This window comes from Colwellia sp. C2M11 (genome assembly GCF_018860915.1).
GTDB lineage: Bacteria > Pseudomonadota > Gammaproteobacteria > Enterobacterales > Alteromonadaceae > Colwellia.
Map to the genome: position 1 here is coordinate 45,604 of NZ_JAHKQD010000053.1, position 19,599 is coordinate 65,202.

17 protein-coding genes are annotated in these 19,599 nt (G+C 34.9%); 11 read left to right on the forward strand and 6 right to left on the reverse strand.

The genetic code is table 11. The annotated features are described in order from the left end of the window. Positions 1-273: 273 nt before the first annotated feature. From KO509_RS16410 to KO509_RS16425, 4 genes are all read left to right on the forward strand, one after another. Positions 274-894, forward strand: a complete 621-nt coding sequence (locus KO509_RS16410; protein WP_159819046.1) for an AcfA family outer membrane beta-barrel protein — start codon at positions 274-276, stop codon at positions 892-894. Positions 895-921: 27 nt separating this feature from the next. Then, a complete protein-coding gene (locus tag KO509_RS16415) occupies positions 922-1,281 on the forward strand; it encodes a NirD/YgiW/YdeI family stress tolerance protein (RefSeq protein WP_215974344.1) in 360 nt (119 codons plus the stop codon). A 71-nt stretch (positions 1,282-1,352) separates the two neighbouring features. Continuing rightward, positions 1,353-2,021 carry a response regulator transcription factor gene (locus tag KO509_RS16420; protein ID WP_215974345.1) on the forward strand — a complete coding sequence of 223 codons (669 nt, stop codon included), beginning with the start codon at positions 1,353-1,355 and terminating at the stop codon, positions 2,019-2,021. Then, positions 2,011-3,333: a HAMP domain-containing sensor histidine kinase gene (locus KO509_RS16425; RefSeq protein ID WP_215974346.1), complete on the forward strand. Its 1,323-nt coding sequence runs from the start codon at positions 2,011-2,013 to the stop codon at positions 3,331-3,333. Before KO509_RS16420 ends, KO509_RS16425 begins: the two co-directional genes overlap by 11 nt. Before the next feature lie 137 nt (positions 3,334-3,470). Here KO509_RS16425 and KO509_RS16430 read toward each other — a convergent pair whose 3' ends face one another. The 3 genes from KO509_RS16430 to KO509_RS16440 form a co-directional block, all read right to left on the reverse strand. Continuing rightward, positions 3,471-4,940: a carbon starvation CstA family protein gene (locus tag KO509_RS16430; RefSeq protein ID WP_215974347.1), complete on the reverse strand. Its 1,470-nt coding sequence runs from the start codon at positions 4,938-4,940 to the stop codon at positions 3,471-3,473. A 270-nt stretch (positions 4,941-5,210) separates the two neighbouring features. Next, positions 5,211-6,002, reverse strand: a complete 792-nt coding sequence (locus KO509_RS16435) for a phytanoyl-CoA dioxygenase family protein (RefSeq protein WP_215974348.1) — start codon at positions 6,000-6,002, stop codon at positions 5,211-5,213. Positions 6,003-6,125: 123 nt separating this feature from the next. After that, the gene (locus KO509_RS16440) at positions 6,126-7,532 is read right to left on the reverse strand and encodes a M20/M25/M40 family metallo-hydrolase (RefSeq protein ID WP_215974349.1); all 1,407 of its coding nucleotides are present in this window, start codon (positions 7,530-7,532) and stop codon (positions 6,126-6,128) included. Between the two features lie 218 nt (positions 7,533-7,750). Between KO509_RS16440 and KO509_RS16445 the strand changes: the two genes are divergently transcribed. From KO509_RS16445 to KO509_RS16460, 4 genes are all read left to right on the forward strand, one after another. Continuing rightward, a complete protein-coding gene (locus KO509_RS16445) occupies positions 7,751-8,413 on the forward strand; it encodes a peptidylprolyl isomerase (RefSeq protein ID WP_215974350.1) in 663 nt (220 codons plus the stop codon). Between the two features lie 119 nt (positions 8,414-8,532). Next, positions 8,533-9,222: a HupE/UreJ family protein gene (locus KO509_RS16450; protein WP_252727685.1), complete on the forward strand. Its 690-nt coding sequence runs from the start codon at positions 8,533-8,535 to the stop codon at positions 9,220-9,222. 111 nt (positions 9,223-9,333) lie between these two features. After that, complete coding sequence (locus KO509_RS16455) at positions 9,334-9,807, forward strand: hypothetical protein (RefSeq protein ID WP_215974453.1); 474 nt, start codon at positions 9,334-9,336, stop codon at positions 9,805-9,807. A gap of 61 nt (positions 9,808-9,868) precedes the next feature. Then, positions 9,869-11,839: an EAL domain-containing protein gene (locus KO509_RS16460; RefSeq protein ID WP_252727666.1), complete on the forward strand. Its 1,971-nt coding sequence runs from the start codon at positions 9,869-9,871 to the stop codon at positions 11,837-11,839. A gap of 68 nt (positions 11,840-11,907) precedes the next feature. Here KO509_RS16460 and KO509_RS16465 read toward each other — a convergent pair whose 3' ends face one another. Further along, positions 11,908-13,356 (reverse strand): HAMP domain-containing sensor histidine kinase, encoded by a 1,449-nt coding sequence (locus tag KO509_RS16465; RefSeq protein WP_215974352.1) that lies wholly within the window; start codon positions 13,354-13,356, stop codon positions 11,908-11,910. Between the two features lie 440 nt (positions 13,357-13,796). Here KO509_RS16465 and KO509_RS16470 point away from each other — a divergent pair, with 440 nt between their 5' ends. Together KO509_RS16470 and KO509_RS16475 are read left to right on the forward strand one after the other, a co-directional pair. Beyond that, positions 13,797-14,873 carry an endonuclease/exonuclease/phosphatase family protein gene (locus KO509_RS16470; protein ID WP_215974455.1) on the forward strand — a complete coding sequence of 359 codons (1,077 nt, stop codon included), beginning with the start codon at positions 13,797-13,799 and terminating at the stop codon, positions 14,871-14,873. 210 nt (positions 14,874-15,083) lie between these two features. Beyond that, positions 15,084-15,962, forward strand: a complete 879-nt coding sequence (locus KO509_RS16475; protein WP_215974353.1) for a DMT family transporter — start codon at positions 15,084-15,086, stop codon at positions 15,960-15,962. Positions 15,963-16,040: 78 nt separating this feature from the next. Here KO509_RS16475 and KO509_RS16480 read toward each other — a convergent pair whose 3' ends face one another. After that, complete coding sequence (locus tag KO509_RS16480; protein WP_215974354.1) at positions 16,041-16,688, reverse strand: hypothetical protein; 648 nt, start codon at positions 16,686-16,688, stop codon at positions 16,041-16,043. Between the two features lie 204 nt (positions 16,689-16,892). On the opposite strand from KO509_RS16480, the gene KO509_RS16485 reads away from it, so the two are divergent. After that, positions 16,893-18,824: a hypothetical protein gene (locus tag KO509_RS16485; RefSeq protein ID WP_215974355.1), complete on the forward strand. Its 1,932-nt coding sequence runs from the start codon at positions 16,893-16,895 to the stop codon at positions 18,822-18,824. Between the two features lie 118 nt (positions 18,825-18,942). On the opposite strand, the gene KO509_RS16490 is transcribed toward KO509_RS16485, so the two are convergent. After that, entirely contained in the window at positions 18,943-19,590 is a 648-nt protein-coding gene (locus KO509_RS16490) for a DsbA family oxidoreductase (RefSeq protein ID WP_215974356.1), read from the reverse strand. Positions 19,591-19,599 lie beyond the last annotated feature (9 nt).

The window sequence follows — 19,599 nt, forward strand, 5'->3', positions numbered from 1 at the left end:
ATTCTTCGCTTTTTCATTAAGTTTATGAGCTAACAATACGGCAATGAATAAATCAAGGCAAGTCGCTCAGTTGAGCAATAGCGGGCTATTAGTATTAAGAGCACCACGCTGTAAAACATTTTAATTAGTTCAAGTAAGTAATAACTGAATAAAACGAGTATTAATATAAGAACAAATATTAATATAAAAATAAAAAATTATTTTCTCCTCACATTTTCTTCACATTCTCTATGGTGTAATTACTCTATCTTTTAAACACGATAAGAAACAACCATGAAAAAAACTTACCTATACCTACTTGCCTTATGTACGCCACTTACTACCTTAGCTAATACTTACATTGGTGCAGGTATTCAAACGAATAACCCAAGCATTCAAGATAATGCGATGAAATCTACGTCGGTGAATAACGTAACACTCAATTTACAAAAAGAAGGTACAAGCAGCGACTTTCATATATTTGCTGGATATAAGTTTGATAACAATTGGGGAGTAGAGCTTGCTTTTACAGCATTTGAACAAAGCACAGAGCTTGAAACAGTCATTGATTATACACAGGAAGAAGAATGGGAAGCTGATGCTGACTATACGCAAATATCAATAGCAGCAACCTATTTATATCCTCTTAACGATAATTTAAAATTAGTTGGTGCTGTTGGTATTTTACATCATGATGCAGACTTTAATGCGAGTTATAAAATTGACGTTGAAAATGGACCTGACATTAATCACATTAATGTTCAACAAAGTGATACCAGTATTGGTGGTCTTGCAGCGATAGGCCTTCAGTATCAAGTCTATAAAAATATTGATATAACAGCTAAAGCTCAATATGCGAGATCAAGCTTAGTAGGTAATGCCTCGTTAATGCTTAGTGCAAGCTATACCTTTTAACTTAATACTATCATTAGGAAAGATCACATGAAAAAAGTAATAATGTTAATCGCCTTAGGCCTTTTACTCTTAACAACGTTAAAACCTGTATTTGCTGAAAGTTTTGGTTATAACCTACATGTAAATACTGATATTGCTTCTATTTTAGAAGACCCTGTTGATGATCAAGATGTAAAGTTAACCGGTTACTTAATAAAAAAAGTCAGTAGTGATAAATACATTTTTAAAAGCGGTGATAAACAAATACGTGTAGAAATAGACAATCATGTGTTTCCTAAACAGCAATTTGATGAAAACACGCTCATTACAATATTAGGTGAAGTAGAAAAAGATTTCTTACAATCACCCGAAATAGACGTAGATGTGATTGAAATTACTAATCCCTAATCAATACGAGTACACTTCAAGCGTATAATGATGCTTGAAGTGTACCGATTATTTTTAATTTTGAGATATGAATGAAAATACTGATTGTAGAAGACGACATAGCGATAATGGAAACCATTGTTGACTACTTAGATTTGCATGGTCATATTGTTGATTGCGCATACAACGGTGTAGCGGCAATCAGTCAAATAAAAACACAATCATTTGATGTTATTATTATGGACATCATGATGCCAAAGTTAAACGGTATAGCGACTGTTGAACGTTTACGAAATGAGTATTTAATTAATACCCCTATTCTCTTTTTAACAGCCAGAGATAGTTTAGAAGATAAAAGAAAGGCATTTAATGTCGGGGGCGATGATTACTTAGTTAAGCCATTTGCCTTAGAAGAGCTTTTGCTTCGTATTGACTCACTTGGAAAACGTGGACAAAGTGGCAATAAGCAAGCATTAACGGTAGGCGATTTATATTATAATTTACAAACAAATTCACTCTATAGAAATAATGAACCAATTAAACTGAGTAAAATACAGCATCAAATGATGCGTTTATTAATGCAAAAATTTCCAACGGTTGTATCTAGGCAACAAATGATTGAACAAATATGGGGAGATGAAGAGCCACCAAGCGATGCGCTTCGCAGTCACATCTATGCATTACGCAAAGTTCTTAATAAAGGCATCAATACCAACAGTGTAGAAACCTTACACGGTCAAGGATTTAAACTTGTCAACTAAGCCTAAATTATTTAATCGCTTAATTTTAATTTACAGCGCAACAGCCGCCCTTTTTATTGCATTATTTAGCCTAATTATTATTGTGGCTGAAGATCAAATGGAAATAATTAGTTTACAGCATTGGTTGGATGCCGAAGCTAACGTTTATATTCAAAGTGTTAAATCTCTTCATGCCCTCCCTAATAACTCTACTCCGAATATGCCCGTGTTACCTAATCAATATGAATTTGATTTTTATGACAAGGTCGAAAATCTTCCAGAATGGCTAACCTCGTATCAACACCCAGGGTTTTATGAACATCATTTAGGACCGGAAGATAAGCACTTTTTAGTGAGAGAGCACCCTAACGGGAAAGACTTATTTTATATTGTATTTAAAGACAATGCTGATGATTATTTAGATGAATATGAAACTAAACTACTTATATTTTCACTCATATTTGGTACCGCATTACTTGCTGTAATGATAGCTTTAGGTTTTTACTTGGTGAGGCTAATCGCAGTTCCCCTCGTTAAGGTTCAACAAAAAATAGCCCAAATGGCACCCGCTAACCCGCTGTTTGACGTTGATGCTGATTATCAAGAAATAGCGATTATTGAACAAGCACTATTAGATAGTAAGGTACGCATTGCTCAATTTTTTAAACGTGAACAAGAATTTAGCCACTTTGCGGCACATGAAATAAGAACACCACTTATGGTGTTGAAAGGATCTGGCGAAATGCTAACAAGCATTGAATTTAATAATCAATTAGCCACCAAAGCTACACAACGTATTATTCAAGCAAGCAACGACATTAGTTTATTAACAAATACCTTTCTACTGTTGGGAAAAGAACAAATAGACAAACATCACTTTGAAGATATTTCACTTGATCAATTACTTCAGCAAAAAATAGAACAGTTACAGGTACAACTTCTTCGACGAGAATTAACGTTAGGCATTGAAATTGAAAACGATATACATATATTTGCACCACTAGATATGGTGCAAGTGGTGATCAATAATTTATTTAAAAATGCACTTAATTACTCACTCAGTCCAGTAACAGAAAATATTTCTAACATTGATAATGACGTTAAAGCTAATAATAACGTTAAAACTGCAGATCAGATGACAAGTATCAACGTTAAGCTTACAGCTAATAAACTAACGCTATCAAATTTATATGATGCTTCGGATATTGAACCAGGTTTTGGTTATGGTCTTGTCATTATTGAACGTATTTGTGAGCATTTAAACTGGCAACTATGTGTTGATAAAAGCACAACTGTTTTTAACGTTTCCGTCATATTTAATACAGCTAAATGATGGATGATAGGTGATAAATAATAGGATATAAAAAAACCGCTGTAATTGACGATACAACTACAACGGCTTTAGTATTTTATTGCTAAGCTAATCTCAGTGCTAAGCTAAGTTAGGGCTAAAGTTAAATTTTAGGCTAACTAAACTTCAACTCTTTTTTTAAACTTAGTTGCATGCACTATAGCAAGTCCAATTAAAACAATAATAGCGGTAACAGCCCCAATTGGCTTACCAAAATCACTTGATATGTTGAAACCTATTGACGCTGTCATAATATACGACAATGTCACTGCTGTTGCGATTACTGCTGGTATACTAGCAATCCAATGGAATGTGCCACGGTCGAATAAATATTTGGTTGCAAGCCACAATACACTGGTAGAAAGCAGCATATTTGAGAAGGCAAAATAACGCCAAATAAGCGAAAAATCTAACTTAGTCATGAAGTAGGCAATTGTTAAAATAGGCACAGCAAGTAATAATCTATTACGTAAACTTTGTGGAATATTAAAAGCATCAACAACCGTTAAGCGTAATGAACGGAATGCAGTATCACCAGAAGTAATAGGGAAAACAGCTACAGCAACTATCGCCATAATACCGCCAAATACACCAAGATAACTGTTTGCTACATGGTTAACCACTAAACCAGGACCACCTTGATCAAGCAATACTTTTAAACCTGCATAACCTTCTGGAAACGCAGCAATACCGGCTAAAGCCCAAACACAACCAACTATACCTTCACATACCATTGCACCATAATAAACTGGACGAACGTGCTTTTCGTTCGTCAAACAGCGAGCAATAATTGGCGCTTGAGTAGAATGAAAGCCACTAATAGCACCGCAAGTAATGGTAATAAACAGCAATGGCCAAGTAGGTAAACCATCCGGATTTGGCTCTAAAAAGTCATGAGCATGATCAGCTTCAAAGTATGCTAAAAAGTCACCAGCTACCGGTAAGTGCGGCGCGTTAATTAATAATGCGATAGCAACACATGTTGTCATTACAATCATTAATAATCCAAAAAATGGATAAAATTTAGTAATTATTTTATCAATAGGTAATAAGGTTGCAAAAAAGTAATACGCTAAAATAGTTAATACCCAAAAAGTATTATTGGCTAAAATAGTGCCCTCAAAAAAATCTAAATTACTCAGTAAACCTGCCGGGCTCATAATAAAGACTACGCCAACAAAAAATAGTAACATGGCAGTAAATAACAGCATAAAGCCTTTAAACACCACGTTATAATATTTTCCGGCTATCTCAGGTAAACTTTTACCATCTTCTTTTATACTCATAACGCCTGAGAAAAAATCGTGTACCGCCCCACCTAATACATTACCTAAGACAATCCATACTAAGGCAACAGGACCATATAAAGCCCCGAGTATTGGACCAAAAATGGGGCCAACTCCAGCGATATTTAGAAATTGAATTAAAAAAGCACGTACCGGATGAATAGCAACATAGTCAACACCTTCACTAAAGCGTTTTTGTGGTGTATCAATGGTTGAGTCCAAGCCAGCTTGCTTTTCTACAAAAGGACTATAAAACTTGTAGCCCAATATTAGAATAGTAAGACAGATAAAAAAGATGATCATAAAGTACGTTTCTCTTTGTGTATTTGAATATAGAACTGAACGAAAAGGAACGAGGAAATAATTACCGTTCATTTTCAATTTGGAATTAAGCGGCGGACTCTAACAAAAGCAAACTAGCTAAACAATAAGACCTTTAGCTAAGGTTTTGTTTAATAATAAACCACTTCATAATAATAGTTGGCTAATACAGAAGTAACGGCTATTAGCCCTATTAGGTAAGGCCCCACCTACTAATGGCTTTGATAACAGTTATTTAAATTATTAGTAGCTCTATTTTACTAATAACTGCGACTTTAAATCGATAGTCGTCTGAAAGATCCTAGCATCATTAATCTTTTCCATCATGGCCGGATCAGGTAAACAATCTTCATCAACATAATCCGCAAAGTCGCTATCAGGATCAAATACGAGAATATCTAAGGCTAACCTATCCATACCATATAGACCACGATGTATCATATCGGCAGAAAACACTAATAAATCGCCAGCGGCTAATTTAATTTTTTTACCTAATGAAAGTTCATCGCTACTGACTTTCCCTTGCTCTTCTTGTCGAACATTAAACTCTTCATCATTATCCCACCGTCTATGCGTTTCAGGAACAAGCTCAATGCCTAATTCATCAAACAAAGGCACTCTAAGGTGTACTACTTGGGTATTTTTGATAGCTTGCTTTTGCCCTTCAATATCATGATCATATTGACAATCTCTATGCCAAAAATCTTTTTGTGCTGGATTGACCGGATTGAAAAATAATTGAGTATTCATAAAGGCAGGACTAATAGGGATCAACGATTCCACCATCGCCATAACTTTAGGTGAGCTAATAAAGTTAAACAGTAATACCCTATCGTCAAATGATAAATATTGACTACCGGTAATTAACGAAGAGTTAAACGCCTCTTCTTGATAGAATGTTTCGTTGTCTTTTTTCCATAATTCATGAAACGTTAAAATGGTTTCTCTTAATTGCGAAATTTCAATATCACTAAAGTAATTTCGAATAACAAAATAACCTTTATCGTTATATTTATCTTTTAATTGGCTTTGATTAACAAGCATTAATAACTATTACCTTGCTTAACTACAAAAAAAATCCCCGCTAGCAATAACGAGGATTTCTCTTCTTAATTTATGAAAGCTAACTTATGAGAGTTAACCTATAAAAATCAACTTATAAAATATTTACTTAAAAGATCCTGGCCATTCAGCAGCGATATAAGTAAACACAGTCCATGCCGCTACATTTTGACGCATATGCTCAGGATTCACTTTATCAAAAGTATCATCAGGTGTGTGATGTAAATCAAAATAATCAGTACCATCTTGCATTAATTTTAATGCTGGAACACCGAGCTTAGACAATGGAATCATATCTGGACCACCAGTGGTATCGCCACTACGACGACTAACACCTAAAGTCCCCATTAAACTAGCCATGGTATCAATTACATGTAATGCGTTATCAGAAACATTACTAGACGACTGAAGTCCATAGATAGGACCAGCACCAAAATCAGATTCAGAGCCAATCACATGGTTAACAATAGTGCCATCTTCTTGTCTAGCTTTGGCATAAGCACGCGCGCCAATTAATCCAAGCTCTTCTGCACCCCAAAGTATGACACGAATAGTGCGACGAGGACGTTCCTTAGTATTATTTTTTATCAAAGCAGCTGTCGCCATAGCAATAGCAACACCAGCGCCATCATCAACAGCACCAGTACCTAAGTCCCAGCTATCAAGATGACCACCAATAACGACAACTTCATCAGGAAATTCGCGCCCCGTAATTTCACCGATAACATTTTTAGTCACAATAGGACCAAGATCCTGAGTTTGAACATTTAAGCGAATTTTAGGGGTGTGGCCATAATCAAGTAAACGTATTAATTGATCAGCATCTGGGTTTGATAAAGCAATAGCCGGTACTGCGGTATACCCCATAGCTACGTTAGTAGAGCCGGTATGTGGATTACGATGATCATCGGTACCGATAGAGCGAATTAATAAAGCTTCAGCACCTTTTTGGGCTGCAAGTTCATGACCTTTAGAGCGAGCAATAACCGCTGGACCGTAACCAGCTCCGTCTTTAAACTTCTCCATACGTTTGCTGATAAAAGCTATTTTACCTTTTAAACTACCATCGGTTGCTTTTTCAAGATCAGCATAGCTTTTAAAATGTACAATCTCAGCTTCTAATCCACCTTTAGGTGTTGATTTTGAACGGCCAAGTGTTGTTATAACCATTTTTTGATAAGAAGGTAGTAAAATTTCCGCCGTTTCAGTGCCACGAAGCCAGCCATTCATTTTCACATCTTCGGTATAAACTTTATCAAACCCTAAAGTTTTTAGTTTATTAACTCCCCATTCAATCCCTGCCTTTTCACCTGGTGTTCCAGGATGACGAGCCCCTACTTCAGTGGTAAGTGACTTTAATATTTCATAAGCACTATCATCTTTTATGGCTTTATCACGAAGATTAACAGTGGTATCTTTAATCTCTTGTGATACGGGGATAATACTTTCATTACCAAAAGCGGATGTGGTAAATGTGATAGCAGCAACAGCTGCTAATGTAATCAGTTTCATAGAAATCCAGTTTCAAGCTATATTTTAAAGATATAGGTTATAATATTTCAGCCTTTTGTCCAATAATTCATTAATAAAAATTAAATTTTCTATCACCTCACTATACTTACTTCTTAATATTCACGTTAAAATCACAATAGATAAAATTATAAATTAAGGTGATAATGAACGCTTAGACGATTTAACTACCTTCAACAAGCAGAAATAAGAATTTTTATATGAATATGACACAAAATATCATTGCCAGTCTTTGTTTAATTTTAACGTTAACCGCTTGTTGCGGCCCAGATCCGGCAATAAAAAAAATAAATGAAGTTATCAAAGCTGTAGATAAATCAGACGCAAGTTGGAAAACTAAGCTAAACAAGCCTCCTTTGCTTACCTTTACCCCTGAAAAAGATTATTTTTGGGAACTAGAAACAAACCAAGGTAACCTCACCATTAAACTATTTCCAGACACAGCTCCTATGCATGTTTCCAGTACCATTTACTTAACTAAGCTAGGTTTTTATGATGATCTAACTTTTCACCGTGTCATTCCTGGCTTTATGGCACAAGGTGGTGATCCGCTAGGTAATGGAACGGGTAACCCTGGTTATAAATATGATGGAGAGTTTGATAATGAGATGAGTCATAGTGAACCAGGTATTTTAAGTATGGCTAACTCTGGTCCAGGTACTGATGGTAGTCAATTTTTCATTACTTTTATTCCTACTCCTTTTTTAGATGGTAAACATACAATTTTTGGTAAAGTAGTCAAAGGTTTAGATGATAGTTTAGCTAAAATACAAACATTAGGTAGTAGACGAGGCAGAACAAAAGAAGAAATTAAAATTATTAAGGCATCAATCCGTGTTGCCAAAATAAATAAAGCGATCTAAACCGAATAACCAAACGTTATAGTTTTAATGTTATCAAACGATGAATAAATCATACGTTAAACAATCATACAGGAGTACCCACTAAAACAAGTTTTCAAAGGAAACCCTGAATGGTCAATATGTTACAACGATATGGTTGGTTAAGTTTTATTGTCATACTTGCCATATGGTTACCAACCAACGCCATAGCCCATGGTGTTGATGATGATACTCGACGGTTTTTAGAACAAAATTCTGGCGTACAAATCATTCCATTTTTGTATATTGGTGCTAAGCATATGGTAACGGGATACGACCATTTATTATTTTTAGTCGGTGTGCTGTTTTTTTTATATAAAAGTCGTGATATTTTATTGTATGTCAGTATGTTTACATTTGGGCATAGCTTAACCTTATTGTTTGGTGTGCTCAGTGATATTCAAATTAATGCTTATTTAATCGATGCTATTATTGGTTTTTCTGTTGTCTATAAAGGCTTTGATAATTTAGGTGGTTTTAATCACTTCTTTGGTAAGTCTCCCAATACCAAACTAGCAATATTGATCTTTGGTCTTTTTCACGGTTTTGGATTAGCAACTAAGTTAAAAGAGCTTCAATTAGCAGATAATGGATTAATCAGTAATTTAATAGCCTTTAATGTTGGAGTTGAATTGGGGCAATTTACTGCATTAGCCACTATTATTTTAATCATAAACTTTTGGCGTAAACACAGTATTTTTTTACAATTTGCCACTATCACAAATAGTTTACTAATGAGCGCAGGATTTATGTTGATAGGCTTTCAGTTAACTGGTTATTTAATTAGCTAACGCCAATTCTATTACATTGATCCCCTATTCGAATAAAATTTAATTATTAAAGAGATAATAATGTCACAAACACCTCCAAAAAAAATATCATTAGCGAAAAGTGCTCTATTTATGTACTCAGTATACAGTCTAGTATTTGCCATAGCTGTATTGGTTATCGTAATTTTACCTGCTGAATATAATATTGATCCTACCGGTATAGGAAAAAAACTCGGGCTAACTGTTTTTAATGACGTAAATGCAAAAACAACTAAAAAGTCAGAGCGTGCAGGCGAAACAATGACAATAATAGTACCAGCAGGACGAGGGGTAGAATACAAATTCACGATGGAACAATATCAAAAACTTAATTATGAATGGACTACGGATGGCACCCCATTATATTTTGATTTACATGGTGAGCCTACAGGCGATACTAGCGGTTATTTTGAAAGCTATGCGATTGCAACGGCCCATAATATGAAAGGAAGTTTTACCACTCCTTTTGCGGGATCACATGGCTGGTATTGGAAAAACACCACAAATTATCCTATAACTGTTAAGTTAACAGTAAAAGGTGAATATACGAAGCATGGTCTTAAATAGTTAACATAAATTACGTTCAAAAATAAAATTAACAACGTATTAAAAAATATAGAGGTGCTTCTTGACTAGCATTACACCAGAATTAAACGAATCTATGCAACGTGATGCTGCAACATTGCTCTACGGCAATGCAGTTGCAGGTATAACCATCAGCGCTATCACCTCTAGTTTTTTGGCATTTGCTTTTAATAATCCTGACACTTCCACATTTCAGCTCATCTGGTGGTGTGGCATGAGTTTGTTGCTCACGGCTAGGATGGCGGATGTAATTTGGTGGAAAACCAAATTACATAACACTAAATTCGATGGTCAAAAAGCCGTTAATCGCTTTATTCTAGGTGTAAACCCTACCGCTATCATGTGGTCAATATATTTAGTTTATATGACGATATATAATAACGGCATTGAATTAACAACTTCAATTATTGCTGTTGGTTCAATGGCTGGTGGCTCTGCGACGGTTCTATCGGGTCATAAAAAAACAGCATTATTCTATTCCTTTATATTACTCGCGCCTGGCTCTTTAGGGTTGATAGTATCCGATATTTTTGCTCTAAAAATACTTGGTATTCTTGGTTTTTCCTTTTGTATCGTTATGATACTCATCTCAAAAAAATCTGCTGATTTTACACTTAATACTATAATGTTAAAAAATGAAAACTTGGCATTAATTCAAGAGATGGAAGAAAAAGTTAAACAACGAACACAAAAAATTTACGAACTTTCTAATCTTGACCCTCTGACCGGACTATACAATCGAGCCGCTTTTTTAAGTCATTTAAAAGCTATTATTGAGCAATCTTCTAAAAAGTCAGCTGAACACCCCCAAAAAAATATTGCTCTATTATTTATTGATTTAGATAACTTTAAAAATATCAATGATTCCATTGGTCATAAAGCAGGTGACCAAATTTTAAGAGAAACTTCCGGACGCCTAAAACAAGAAAACCTTAATAACGCTCTTGTTTGCCGCTGGGGTGGAGATGAGTTTCTTATTGCCCTCCCTAATACAGGAGAGGAAAGTGCCATTAAGCAGTCATTACAGTTAATAAAAGAGCTTTCAGCACCCCACTGTATTGATAATAGTATTTTAACTGTTGGAGCAACTATAGGTATCGCACTATATCCGGATCATGCCACAACGGAAGATAGTCTTATTCAATCAGCCGATATGGCGATGTACTTTCAAAAGAAAAAAGCTCGTTCAACTGTCGGTGTATTTTCAGAACAAATGGAAAAACTTTACTCACACGAACTTTATTTAAAAAATGAACTTACTAAGGCTATTGATAATCAACAACTACGCTTGGTTTTTCAACCTTTAGTTTTATCGAGTAATCATCATATTTTTGCCTTTGAAGCGCTTTTACGCTGGCAAGTAAAAGGCGAGAATATCACGCCGGATGAATTTATTCCGATTGCAGAGCAATATGGTTTAATACATGAAATAGGTGCATGGGTACTTCAACACGCTTGTATGGAAGCGAGTCGATGGGAGAGAAAACTACAACTAGCTATTTCAGTTAATGTTTCAGTCATTCAGTTTAAAGATGATAACTTTATAAATATTGTTGAAAATGCTCTTTCAACGAGTAAGTTGCCAGCAGAATTGTTGCATATAGAAATTACCGAATCCGTTTTTTCGGCAGATACCAACTCTATTTTGAATCAAATAAAACGTCTTCAAGCGCTCGGAATTAAAGTCTCGATTGATGACTTTGGCACAGGATATTCTTCGCTTTCTGTTATGCAAGATTTAGCGGTAAACACAGTTAAAATTGATCGATCATTTGTAAACAACTTGAATGGTAATGGCCATGCTATCATTTCAGCAGTAATGGATATCGCTTCCTCATTAAATTTCTTAGTTGTTGCTGAAGGTGTTGAAACCGAAGAACAAGCACAAGAACTTACTAAATTAGGTGTCCACTTTCTTCAAGGTTTCTACTTTTCTAAACCCATTGAAACTGTAGATATTCTCGATTTTTTAAATAGTAAGATGAAAGGATTAACCCCTCTACCTTTACCGTAACTTTTACTAACTTTACCTTTTTTAGCTTGTGTGAATAGATATTACTTACTCACATCATAAAACATGGCCTAATCAGTAACTTTTATTATTTTAGGGAAGTAAATATCAAATCGAGTGCCAGTACCAATTTCACTTGTACATAATATTCTTCCTTGCAATTTATCAGTCACAAGATTATGCAGTATATGAAGTCCTAAACCTGTACCACCTTCACCTCTTTTGGTAGTAAAAAAAGGGGCAAAAATATGAATTTTATCTATTTCAGAAATACCACAGCCATCATCCTCAAAAGAAAAATGTATTTCATTGTCAGAAGACTCTTTAACAGAAATAGATATTATTCCGGCCTCTTTATCTTGGAAAGCATGATTAATTGCATTAGTGACAAGATTAGTAAATATTTGACTAAATACCCCACCATAAATACTAGCTTGTATGTCATTATCACAACATAGTTTAAACTTAATATTAGCGCTTTGGGTAACAGGAACTAAACTCACTAATATCTGTTCAATGTATGGCTTTAATTTAATATTTTGCAATTCATCTACGAACTGATCTACAGATACCTCTTTAAAGCTTTTCACTAACTTCGCTGTTCGTGAAAGATTATTCATCACCAACGTATTACTCTTTTCCATTTCCGCAATAAAATGATCAAATTTACTCTTAGTTAACTCTTGATCTTCATAAGATTTCCTGAGCATACCTAAGGTATCCCCTAAATACGAATTAGCGGTAATACTTATGCCAATTGGGGTATTAATTTCATGGGCCATACCGGCAACCATAATGGTTAACGATTCAATTCGTTCAGATTGTATAAGTGCATTACGTTGCTTTTCTTCTTCTAAATTAGTCTTTGTTATTAATAGTAATTGATAATCTTGAGCAACACTATTTGAAAGAATTAACCCAATTAAAGGCACAATAAAAGCTTTGGTAATCAAAATACTAATAACAATAAAGAAAAGTACCCTTACGGTTTTACTCACTAAAGGTTCAAATCTCATTCCACTGTATTCAAACTCATTAATTCCTTGATAAAGAAAATGTGTAAGTGCTTTTTTATCAAACACCGCTGCGTCGAATTCTTGCACTTTCTGAAGAAGATTATCCGCAACAGCAAGATCGTCATGACACACTTGCAGGATATTTTTAGTCCCTATCAACTTCATTATCAATATTTCAAAAGAGCCAATAAGTTCTATACATTTAATAGGTTGCTCTCTCACCAACATTATATCTTTTCGTACATCATTGGTAGATACCGAGTCAACTTCAAATGATTTTACAGTTTTCACTAACTGGGTAATATATTTTTGATGAAAGTAGTTTAACTCATGCATTTTTCCGCCTATTTGAATTTCGTACGCACCAATAATACTTATTAAACTTGAAATGATAATAAGAAAATTTACGATATTCAGTTTCATAGATACAGAAAAACGCTGAGTTTTCTCTGTACCATTGGACTTTAATTTATTTTTCGTCCAGATAGTATTTTTAAAAATCATGTAATGCCATTCAAGGTTATCTGCTCACTAGATTAAAAGTCATTTTAAAAATAACCTTGGTAGGAGTATTTATCAGATATAATTAATATTGTAGGCTAGTGAATATACGAAGTAATGACTTTATCAATACTAGCTTTTTAAAAGCATAGTTGTCTTTTAACAATTTTCCAGTATTTATATATCATTGAAATAAAAATTTATTTTTGAATAAAAAATATAACTAACCTATTAGTTAATAATGAGCTTAGTACTTTTATTGATTTTTACAAAAAATACGACCATGATATGAAAAATCACCTCGGTAATCTTGAGTTACTTTTCACTTGAATAATTATTTAATATTGTGCTTAATATTATTCCGCCTCTTGTTTACTTAATTTTTCCTTATTAATTAGTAGAGTTATTTTATCAATCATCAAGATCAAGCAAGTAGCCAAGACATCCCCTTTGATAGTCCATCCTTAACAAGCTCACTTGCCAATACAAAGCTCAAATTCGCTACATTCAATTTATTTAATTACCTTGAACCACCGAATGCCGCTTATGAGTTCGAACGTATTTTTAGTGCTGAACAATGGCAAAAAAAACAACGTTGGATTAGTGAATATTTAGACGAATATCGACCGGATATTATTGGCTTTCAAGAAGTATTTAGCCCTAATTCATTAAAAGAGCTAGTGGCGAGTCAAGGATATCAATATTTTGCCGTGGTTGATCAACCTCAAGTAATTGATGATTTTATTTATCAGCGTCCTGTTGTCGCTATTGCCTCTCGTTACCCTATTATTGAAGTATTTTCGGTAGAGCCTAACATTGAGTTTGCCCAAAAATTAGGCTTAACCGATCAGTTTTCTTTTAGTCGTAGAGTATTACGAGCAACAATTGATATTCCTCATTTAGGCAATTGTGATTGTTATGTTGTGCATTTTAAGTCTAAACGTTCAATGATTGAACTGAATGAGCACAATAATAACTTCTCACCTGAGCAGACCATTATTGAAAGTCTAAAAGCACAAATAGCCGGTAGCTGGGGCTCAACAGTGCAACGTGGCAGTGAAGCAACATTATTAATGATGGATATGATACAGCGCCGTGAAGAAACGAATCAACCAATGGTATTAATGGGTGATTTTAATAATACCTTAGCCGATGGGGTGTTAAGCCATATACTCACCAACACTTTACGGTTTGTCTCAACCATTGATCGTGATGCCTATCTGGCTAAGTATTGCTTACATGATGCTTGGGATTTATATCAAGCTGTGCTTGCCAATGAAGGAAAAACTGTTAACAAAGCTGAAGAAACGCGCCCCCCAACACATTATTTTGGCGCAAGTAGCTCTGTACTTGATTACATTTTATTATCTTGTGAATTTGATGCTAATTATCACGACAGTCTTTATGCAGTTAGTGCACATGAAACTTACGATCGCCATTTAATTAATCCCATTTTTGAACGTGATGGCGAAAGTACCGATCATGGCGTGGTCTTAGTATCGCTTACATTAAGATCATAATGGTTAATTATTGCTAATTAATCCTCACAACTAGTCATATTTATTGTTATATAGTGACTAAATAGTAAGAAGCTAAGGCACAAATGTTGATATAATCTCAATAACTAGCGACTAGTGCTATTTTATATCAACACTGATAAATATCATTACTGTATTCTGATAGCTATCAAATATTCTATTTTATCTTCGACATAACTCAACGAGACTGCAATGCCCTACTTACTTTTAATACTGACCACTTTATTTTGGGCAGGAAATTTTGTTATAGGACGAGCAATGCACTCAGTATTGCCACCTATTGTTATGGCGGAGCTTCGTTGGACATTAGCATTGGTGATTCTATTGCCTTTTTTAATACCAAGGCTTATTAAGCAGAAAGCTGTAATATTAACTCATTGGAAAATGCTGACGGTATTTTCAATATTTAGCGTTGCTTGTTTCAATACCTTTATTTATATCGGTCTTACTAGTACAAATGCCTCTAATGCCACAATACTACAATCAGCTATCCCAATATTTATACTAATATTATCTTCAGTATGGTTAAAAGAACGTGTTTCTCTTCAGCAATGGATCGGAGTTACTATTTCGTTAATTGGCGTTTTAATGCTGATAACTCAAGGTCAAATATCTAACCTACTTTCATTGTCATTTAATGTTGGTGATTTATATGTATTAACCGGTGTACTCTGCTGGGCTATTTATTCATTATTATTACGCTGGCGCCCTGCTGAACTTGATGGTTTTACTTTTTTTGGGGTAACAGTGCTTATTGGTTCACTCATATTACTGCCTTTTTCTGCGGTAGAATTTTACTTTGCTGAGCATATTGTATGGGGAAATAAAAGCACATACGCGGTGCTCTACATGGCGATTTTCCCTTCTATCCTTGCTTATATTTTTTGGAACAAAGGTGTTGCCGATATAGGCGCAGTAAAAGCAGGGCTATTTATTCATTTAATGCCGTTATTTGGATTGTTACTCTCTTCAATTTTTCTGAACGAGAAAATTCATAGCTTTCATATTGTCGGTATTCTTTTTATCTTTTCAGGTATTTATTTAGCAATAAAAGCCAAGTTAATTCAGTGATACTGTTTCCCCCCTTTAATAACGATGTCCGGTATTTACTTTTATAGGAATAACTGCACGACTAGAATAACTGCACGATTAATAGCGCATTGCATCTTTTTCTTTAAAAGAAGCAATCAAATCATTAAGCGCTTTTTCACGTTCAGGTTTTGACTCGTTAGGCACTAATCGACAAAACTTTACCGCCTCTATTGCACGGTCATCGCCATAAAGCGTTAATACTTGCTCTAAAAAGTCTTTATTTAATGAAAAAGTAGTGCTTAAGTAATCCAACATAGTAATAAAGCTTGTAAAAGTCAGGCCATCAAATACAAAATTCTCATCCACTACTGTATTTTCAATAGGAACACCATCAATAGATAATTCCCAACCACTAAAATTAACACGCTCTCGAGCAATCAAGAACATTTTCCAACCACTCTTTTTAAAGCCATCGAAGGCACTGCCAGTTAGCTCAGACTCTTGCAGCTCTTTTTCGGTCCAATTAGCCCCTATCGCTAACGCTTTAGCACTTTGTTTTACTATTTTATCTTTAATAAGCTTTTCAAGTATTACAAGTGCACTTGATTCGTTATGGCATCGGTAAGATTTACATTCATCACAAATTGGCATATTGACTGCTTGGCGTGTCTTTAATGTAGTCACAATCGTTTGGTGAGACCCTTCACCACAAAACCAACAAGTAAAACGACAATCGAAGGGGATATCAAGATTTAGTACATGCATACAATATTGCTCATTTTAGATTACCGCAAAGGCATTACTCGTTAGTTAGCTGCTATTTATTATATAGCGTCGTAAATATAAAACACTATCGGTTTATCGATTAAATCCAGGACAACAAACGACTTATTAAAAAATCACCTTAAAACTTAAGGTATTTATTCTATTGCCGATACATAATTAACATCAACTTAGCATTAAAAAATCATGATTAACAATGTACTAAATAGCTCATCTAGCTTAGTAACATCTGTTGCCCAACCAATCAATGATATAGCTCACACTCTCACCGATGAGCTTAAAAATATTGCACCAGAAATAGCTCAAGAGCTGCTAAGTCAATTTGACCAAGAAAAAGTTGAAACATTACTCAAAAAAGAATTTGCCTCTATCCTTACGTTAACGAGTCAACCGGTCACTGTTAACTATGATATTTCCCCTGAAGAATTAGCGATGCGTACTGTATTAACCAGCCAGCAGGAAGGATTGGATAAGAACGAGAATAGCGAAGAGTTAATGAAACGTTTGAATAAGTCGGTAAAAAACATCCACGGCGCTTACGCAAATACTAGTGATATCTTATCGCGTTTAGGGCAGCTAGGTCATGAACAAAAGTCATTTTTAGCATCCAGTGAACAGCGTGTTGAACGAATGTTAGACCCGTTAATGGAAAGCAGCTATCGCGAAATAAATGAGGGTGACGACAGCAATCGTTTTGAACTGTCAGTAAAAACTAAAGAAGGCGATATTGTTAATATAATCTTTAACTCTGCTCAAGGTTATGACGAAGATACAGGTGAAGCGGTTGATAGTTTTGGTATTAGTTATGAAGTTGAAGGAGATTTGTCAGAGGTTGAGCATCAAGCACTCAACCAAATATTGTTAGAAGTTGGCGAAATGGCTGATGAATTTTTTAAAGTCAGTGCAAACTCTTTTGGGCAAAGTTCATACACTAAATATGTACCTCCAGGCCAAGCTGAATTTAACCTAGATTTTTTAGCTAATTTCAATAATGAGCAATTATCTGGCTTTGACATTGCTTTTTCGACTACTGAAAACCAACCTATTGCCGCTTTAGAAAATAGTTTTGAGCTAAGTTACAATTTTGATGAAAAACACAATACACAAGCGCTTTCGTTTAAGTCAAACGCTGGCGTTACCGAAATAGATTTTTCATTAGATATGTCTATTTTTGGTGGTAAAGACGTAGACCAAATGCAGCAATACTTAAGCACATTAGACCAAAACCTTGAAGATAGCCGTTTTAATAGTAATGACAGCAAAGAAAACTCTGCATTTGGTAAGCAAAATGATGCACGTATGCAGCAAGGTTTTGCTGTATTTAAAGACGCTTTTACCAGCATGTCATCAGCTGCCGAGCGCTATAGTAATATCGAGTCAGTCGCCGCTCGCGAATTCACTAATGGCAGAGAAATGGTCGCCGATTTAGTTGATAACATGGTGACTAATGATCCTCGTTATAAAGGTCTTGGTGAAGAAACTAATAACACATTAGGCACGGGGATTTCTAAACTAGCCGATTTTAACGCTAAATTTTCATTTACGTCGGAGCCAGAAGGACTTCGACCTATACATCCTAAAAGTACTGTCGAATTAAGTCAGGTAACCGAGCACTATAAATCAGGTGAACTAAACGGCACAACGCAAAGTAAAACAGTTAACGCTCACTTTGATTATCAAGGTACCCGTCCAGATAATTATGATAAAACTGAAAGTTACAACATTAATACTGCTGTTAAAAAGCAAGAATTAGTAGGTCTTGATCAAGAACACCAAGTAGATATTGATAAAGAAACATACGAATTCAATCCAAAAACAAATCAGTATGAATTAGAAACGGCACTGCTTGAAAGAATAACAAACGAGAGCAGTATTCGCCAAATTAACGATATTTGGCTAGAGAAGAATGAAACTAGTCATGATAAAAAGGAAACTGAGCGTGTTGATTACACCGGAAAGCCTGAAGATTATGAAAGAACAAGCCATCACTCTCATGACAAATTAGTTACGTTGATTGGTGACTTAGACAAGCTAGCAAACAATAAACAGGTTAAACGTGACTACATGATTGACTTAAATAACGTAAACTTTTTTATGGATAATAAACCAGCAACTTAATTGCTCTTAATAAATGATATCTCCCACCCTGATATAAGTTAACGATAAGCCAGTTTTGAAATCAATGCTTAATTGCTTATATTGACTACAAAACTCACTTATTATTCATAATACTCGCTTAGCTAGCTTGCAATTCCGACATAATAAATTGCTTAAATGCTTCTACAGGTTGCGCTCCTGCTGCCGCAACTTTACGGTTAAGCACTACAGTTGGTACTGATGATATACCCAAACGTTGCCATTCAATTTCTTTTTCTTGAACTTCTTTAATTGCATTTTTATTTTCAAGTCTAACACTTGCTTCATTCGCATCTAAACCGACGGCTGAAACTTCTTTGATAAGGACTTCACGGTCTGAAATGTTTTTCTGTTCAGTAAAACAAGCGGCGAATAATCGTAACTTTAATTCGGTTTGAAGATTGTAATCTTTGGCAAACTCCAACATAACATGTGCATCACGTGTATTCACTATCCTCATTTCTTCAAAAAAGTTAAATTGAAAGCCAACCTCATTGCCGCGCTCAGCCATCTCAACTCTAAACTTAGCGCTACTTTCTGGCGTAGAGCCATACTTTCTTGCTGAATGTTCTCTTAAATGTTCGCCTTCTGGTGGCATATCAGGGTTTAATTCAAATGGCTGCCATTCAATTTCAACTTGATCTTGAACACCTAATTCAGCAATTGCTTGCGCTAAGTTTTTATAACCAATAATACACCAAGGACAAACAACATCCGAAATAATATCTATTTTTAGCTTGTCTACCATATATAATTC

Coding starts and splice junctions, on each gene's coding strand:
- KO509_RS16410 (WP_159819046.1), top strand. CDS start 274: ATGAAAAAAACTTACCTATACCTACTTGCCTTATGTACGCCACTTACT.
- KO509_RS16415 (WP_215974344.1), top strand. CDS start 922: ATGAAAAAAGTAATAATGTTAATCGCCTTAGGCCTTTTACTCTTAACA.
- KO509_RS16420 (WP_215974345.1), top strand. CDS start 1,353: ATGAAAATACTGATTGTAGAAGACGACATAGCGATAATGGAAACCATT.
- KO509_RS16430 (WP_215974347.1), bottom strand. CDS start 4,940: ATGATCATCTTTTTTATCTGTCTTACTATTCTAATATTGGGCTACAAG.
- KO509_RS16435 (WP_215974348.1), bottom strand. CDS start 6,002: ATGCTTGTTAATCAAAGCCAATTAAAAGATAAATATAACGATAAAGGT.
- KO509_RS16440 (WP_215974349.1), bottom strand. CDS start 7,532: ATGAAACTGATTACATTAGCAGCTGTTGCTGCTATCACATTTACCACA.
- KO509_RS16445 (WP_215974350.1), top strand. CDS start 7,751: ATGAATATGACACAAAATATCATTGCCAGTCTTTGTTTAATTTTAACG.
- KO509_RS16450 (WP_252727685.1), top strand. CDS start 8,533: ATGTTACAACGATATGGTTGGTTAAGTTTTATTGTCATACTTGCCATA.
- KO509_RS16455 (WP_215974453.1), top strand. CDS start 9,334: ATGTACTCAGTATACAGTCTAGTATTTGCCATAGCTGTATTGGTTATC.
- KO509_RS16465 (WP_215974352.1), bottom strand. CDS start 13,356: ATGATTTTTAAAAATACTATCTGGACGAAAAATAAATTAAAGTCCAAT.
- KO509_RS16475 (WP_215974353.1), top strand. CDS start 15,084: ATGCCCTACTTACTTTTAATACTGACCACTTTATTTTGGGCAGGAAAT.
- KO509_RS16480 (WP_215974354.1), bottom strand. CDS start 16,688: ATGCATGTACTAAATCTTGATATCCCCTTCGATTGTCGTTTTACTTGT.
- KO509_RS16485 (WP_215974355.1), top strand. CDS start 16,893: ATGATTAACAATGTACTAAATAGCTCATCTAGCTTAGTAACATCTGTT.
- KO509_RS16490 (WP_215974356.1), bottom strand. CDS start 19,590: ATGGTAGACAAGCTAAAAATAGATATTATTTCGGATGTTGTTTGTCCT.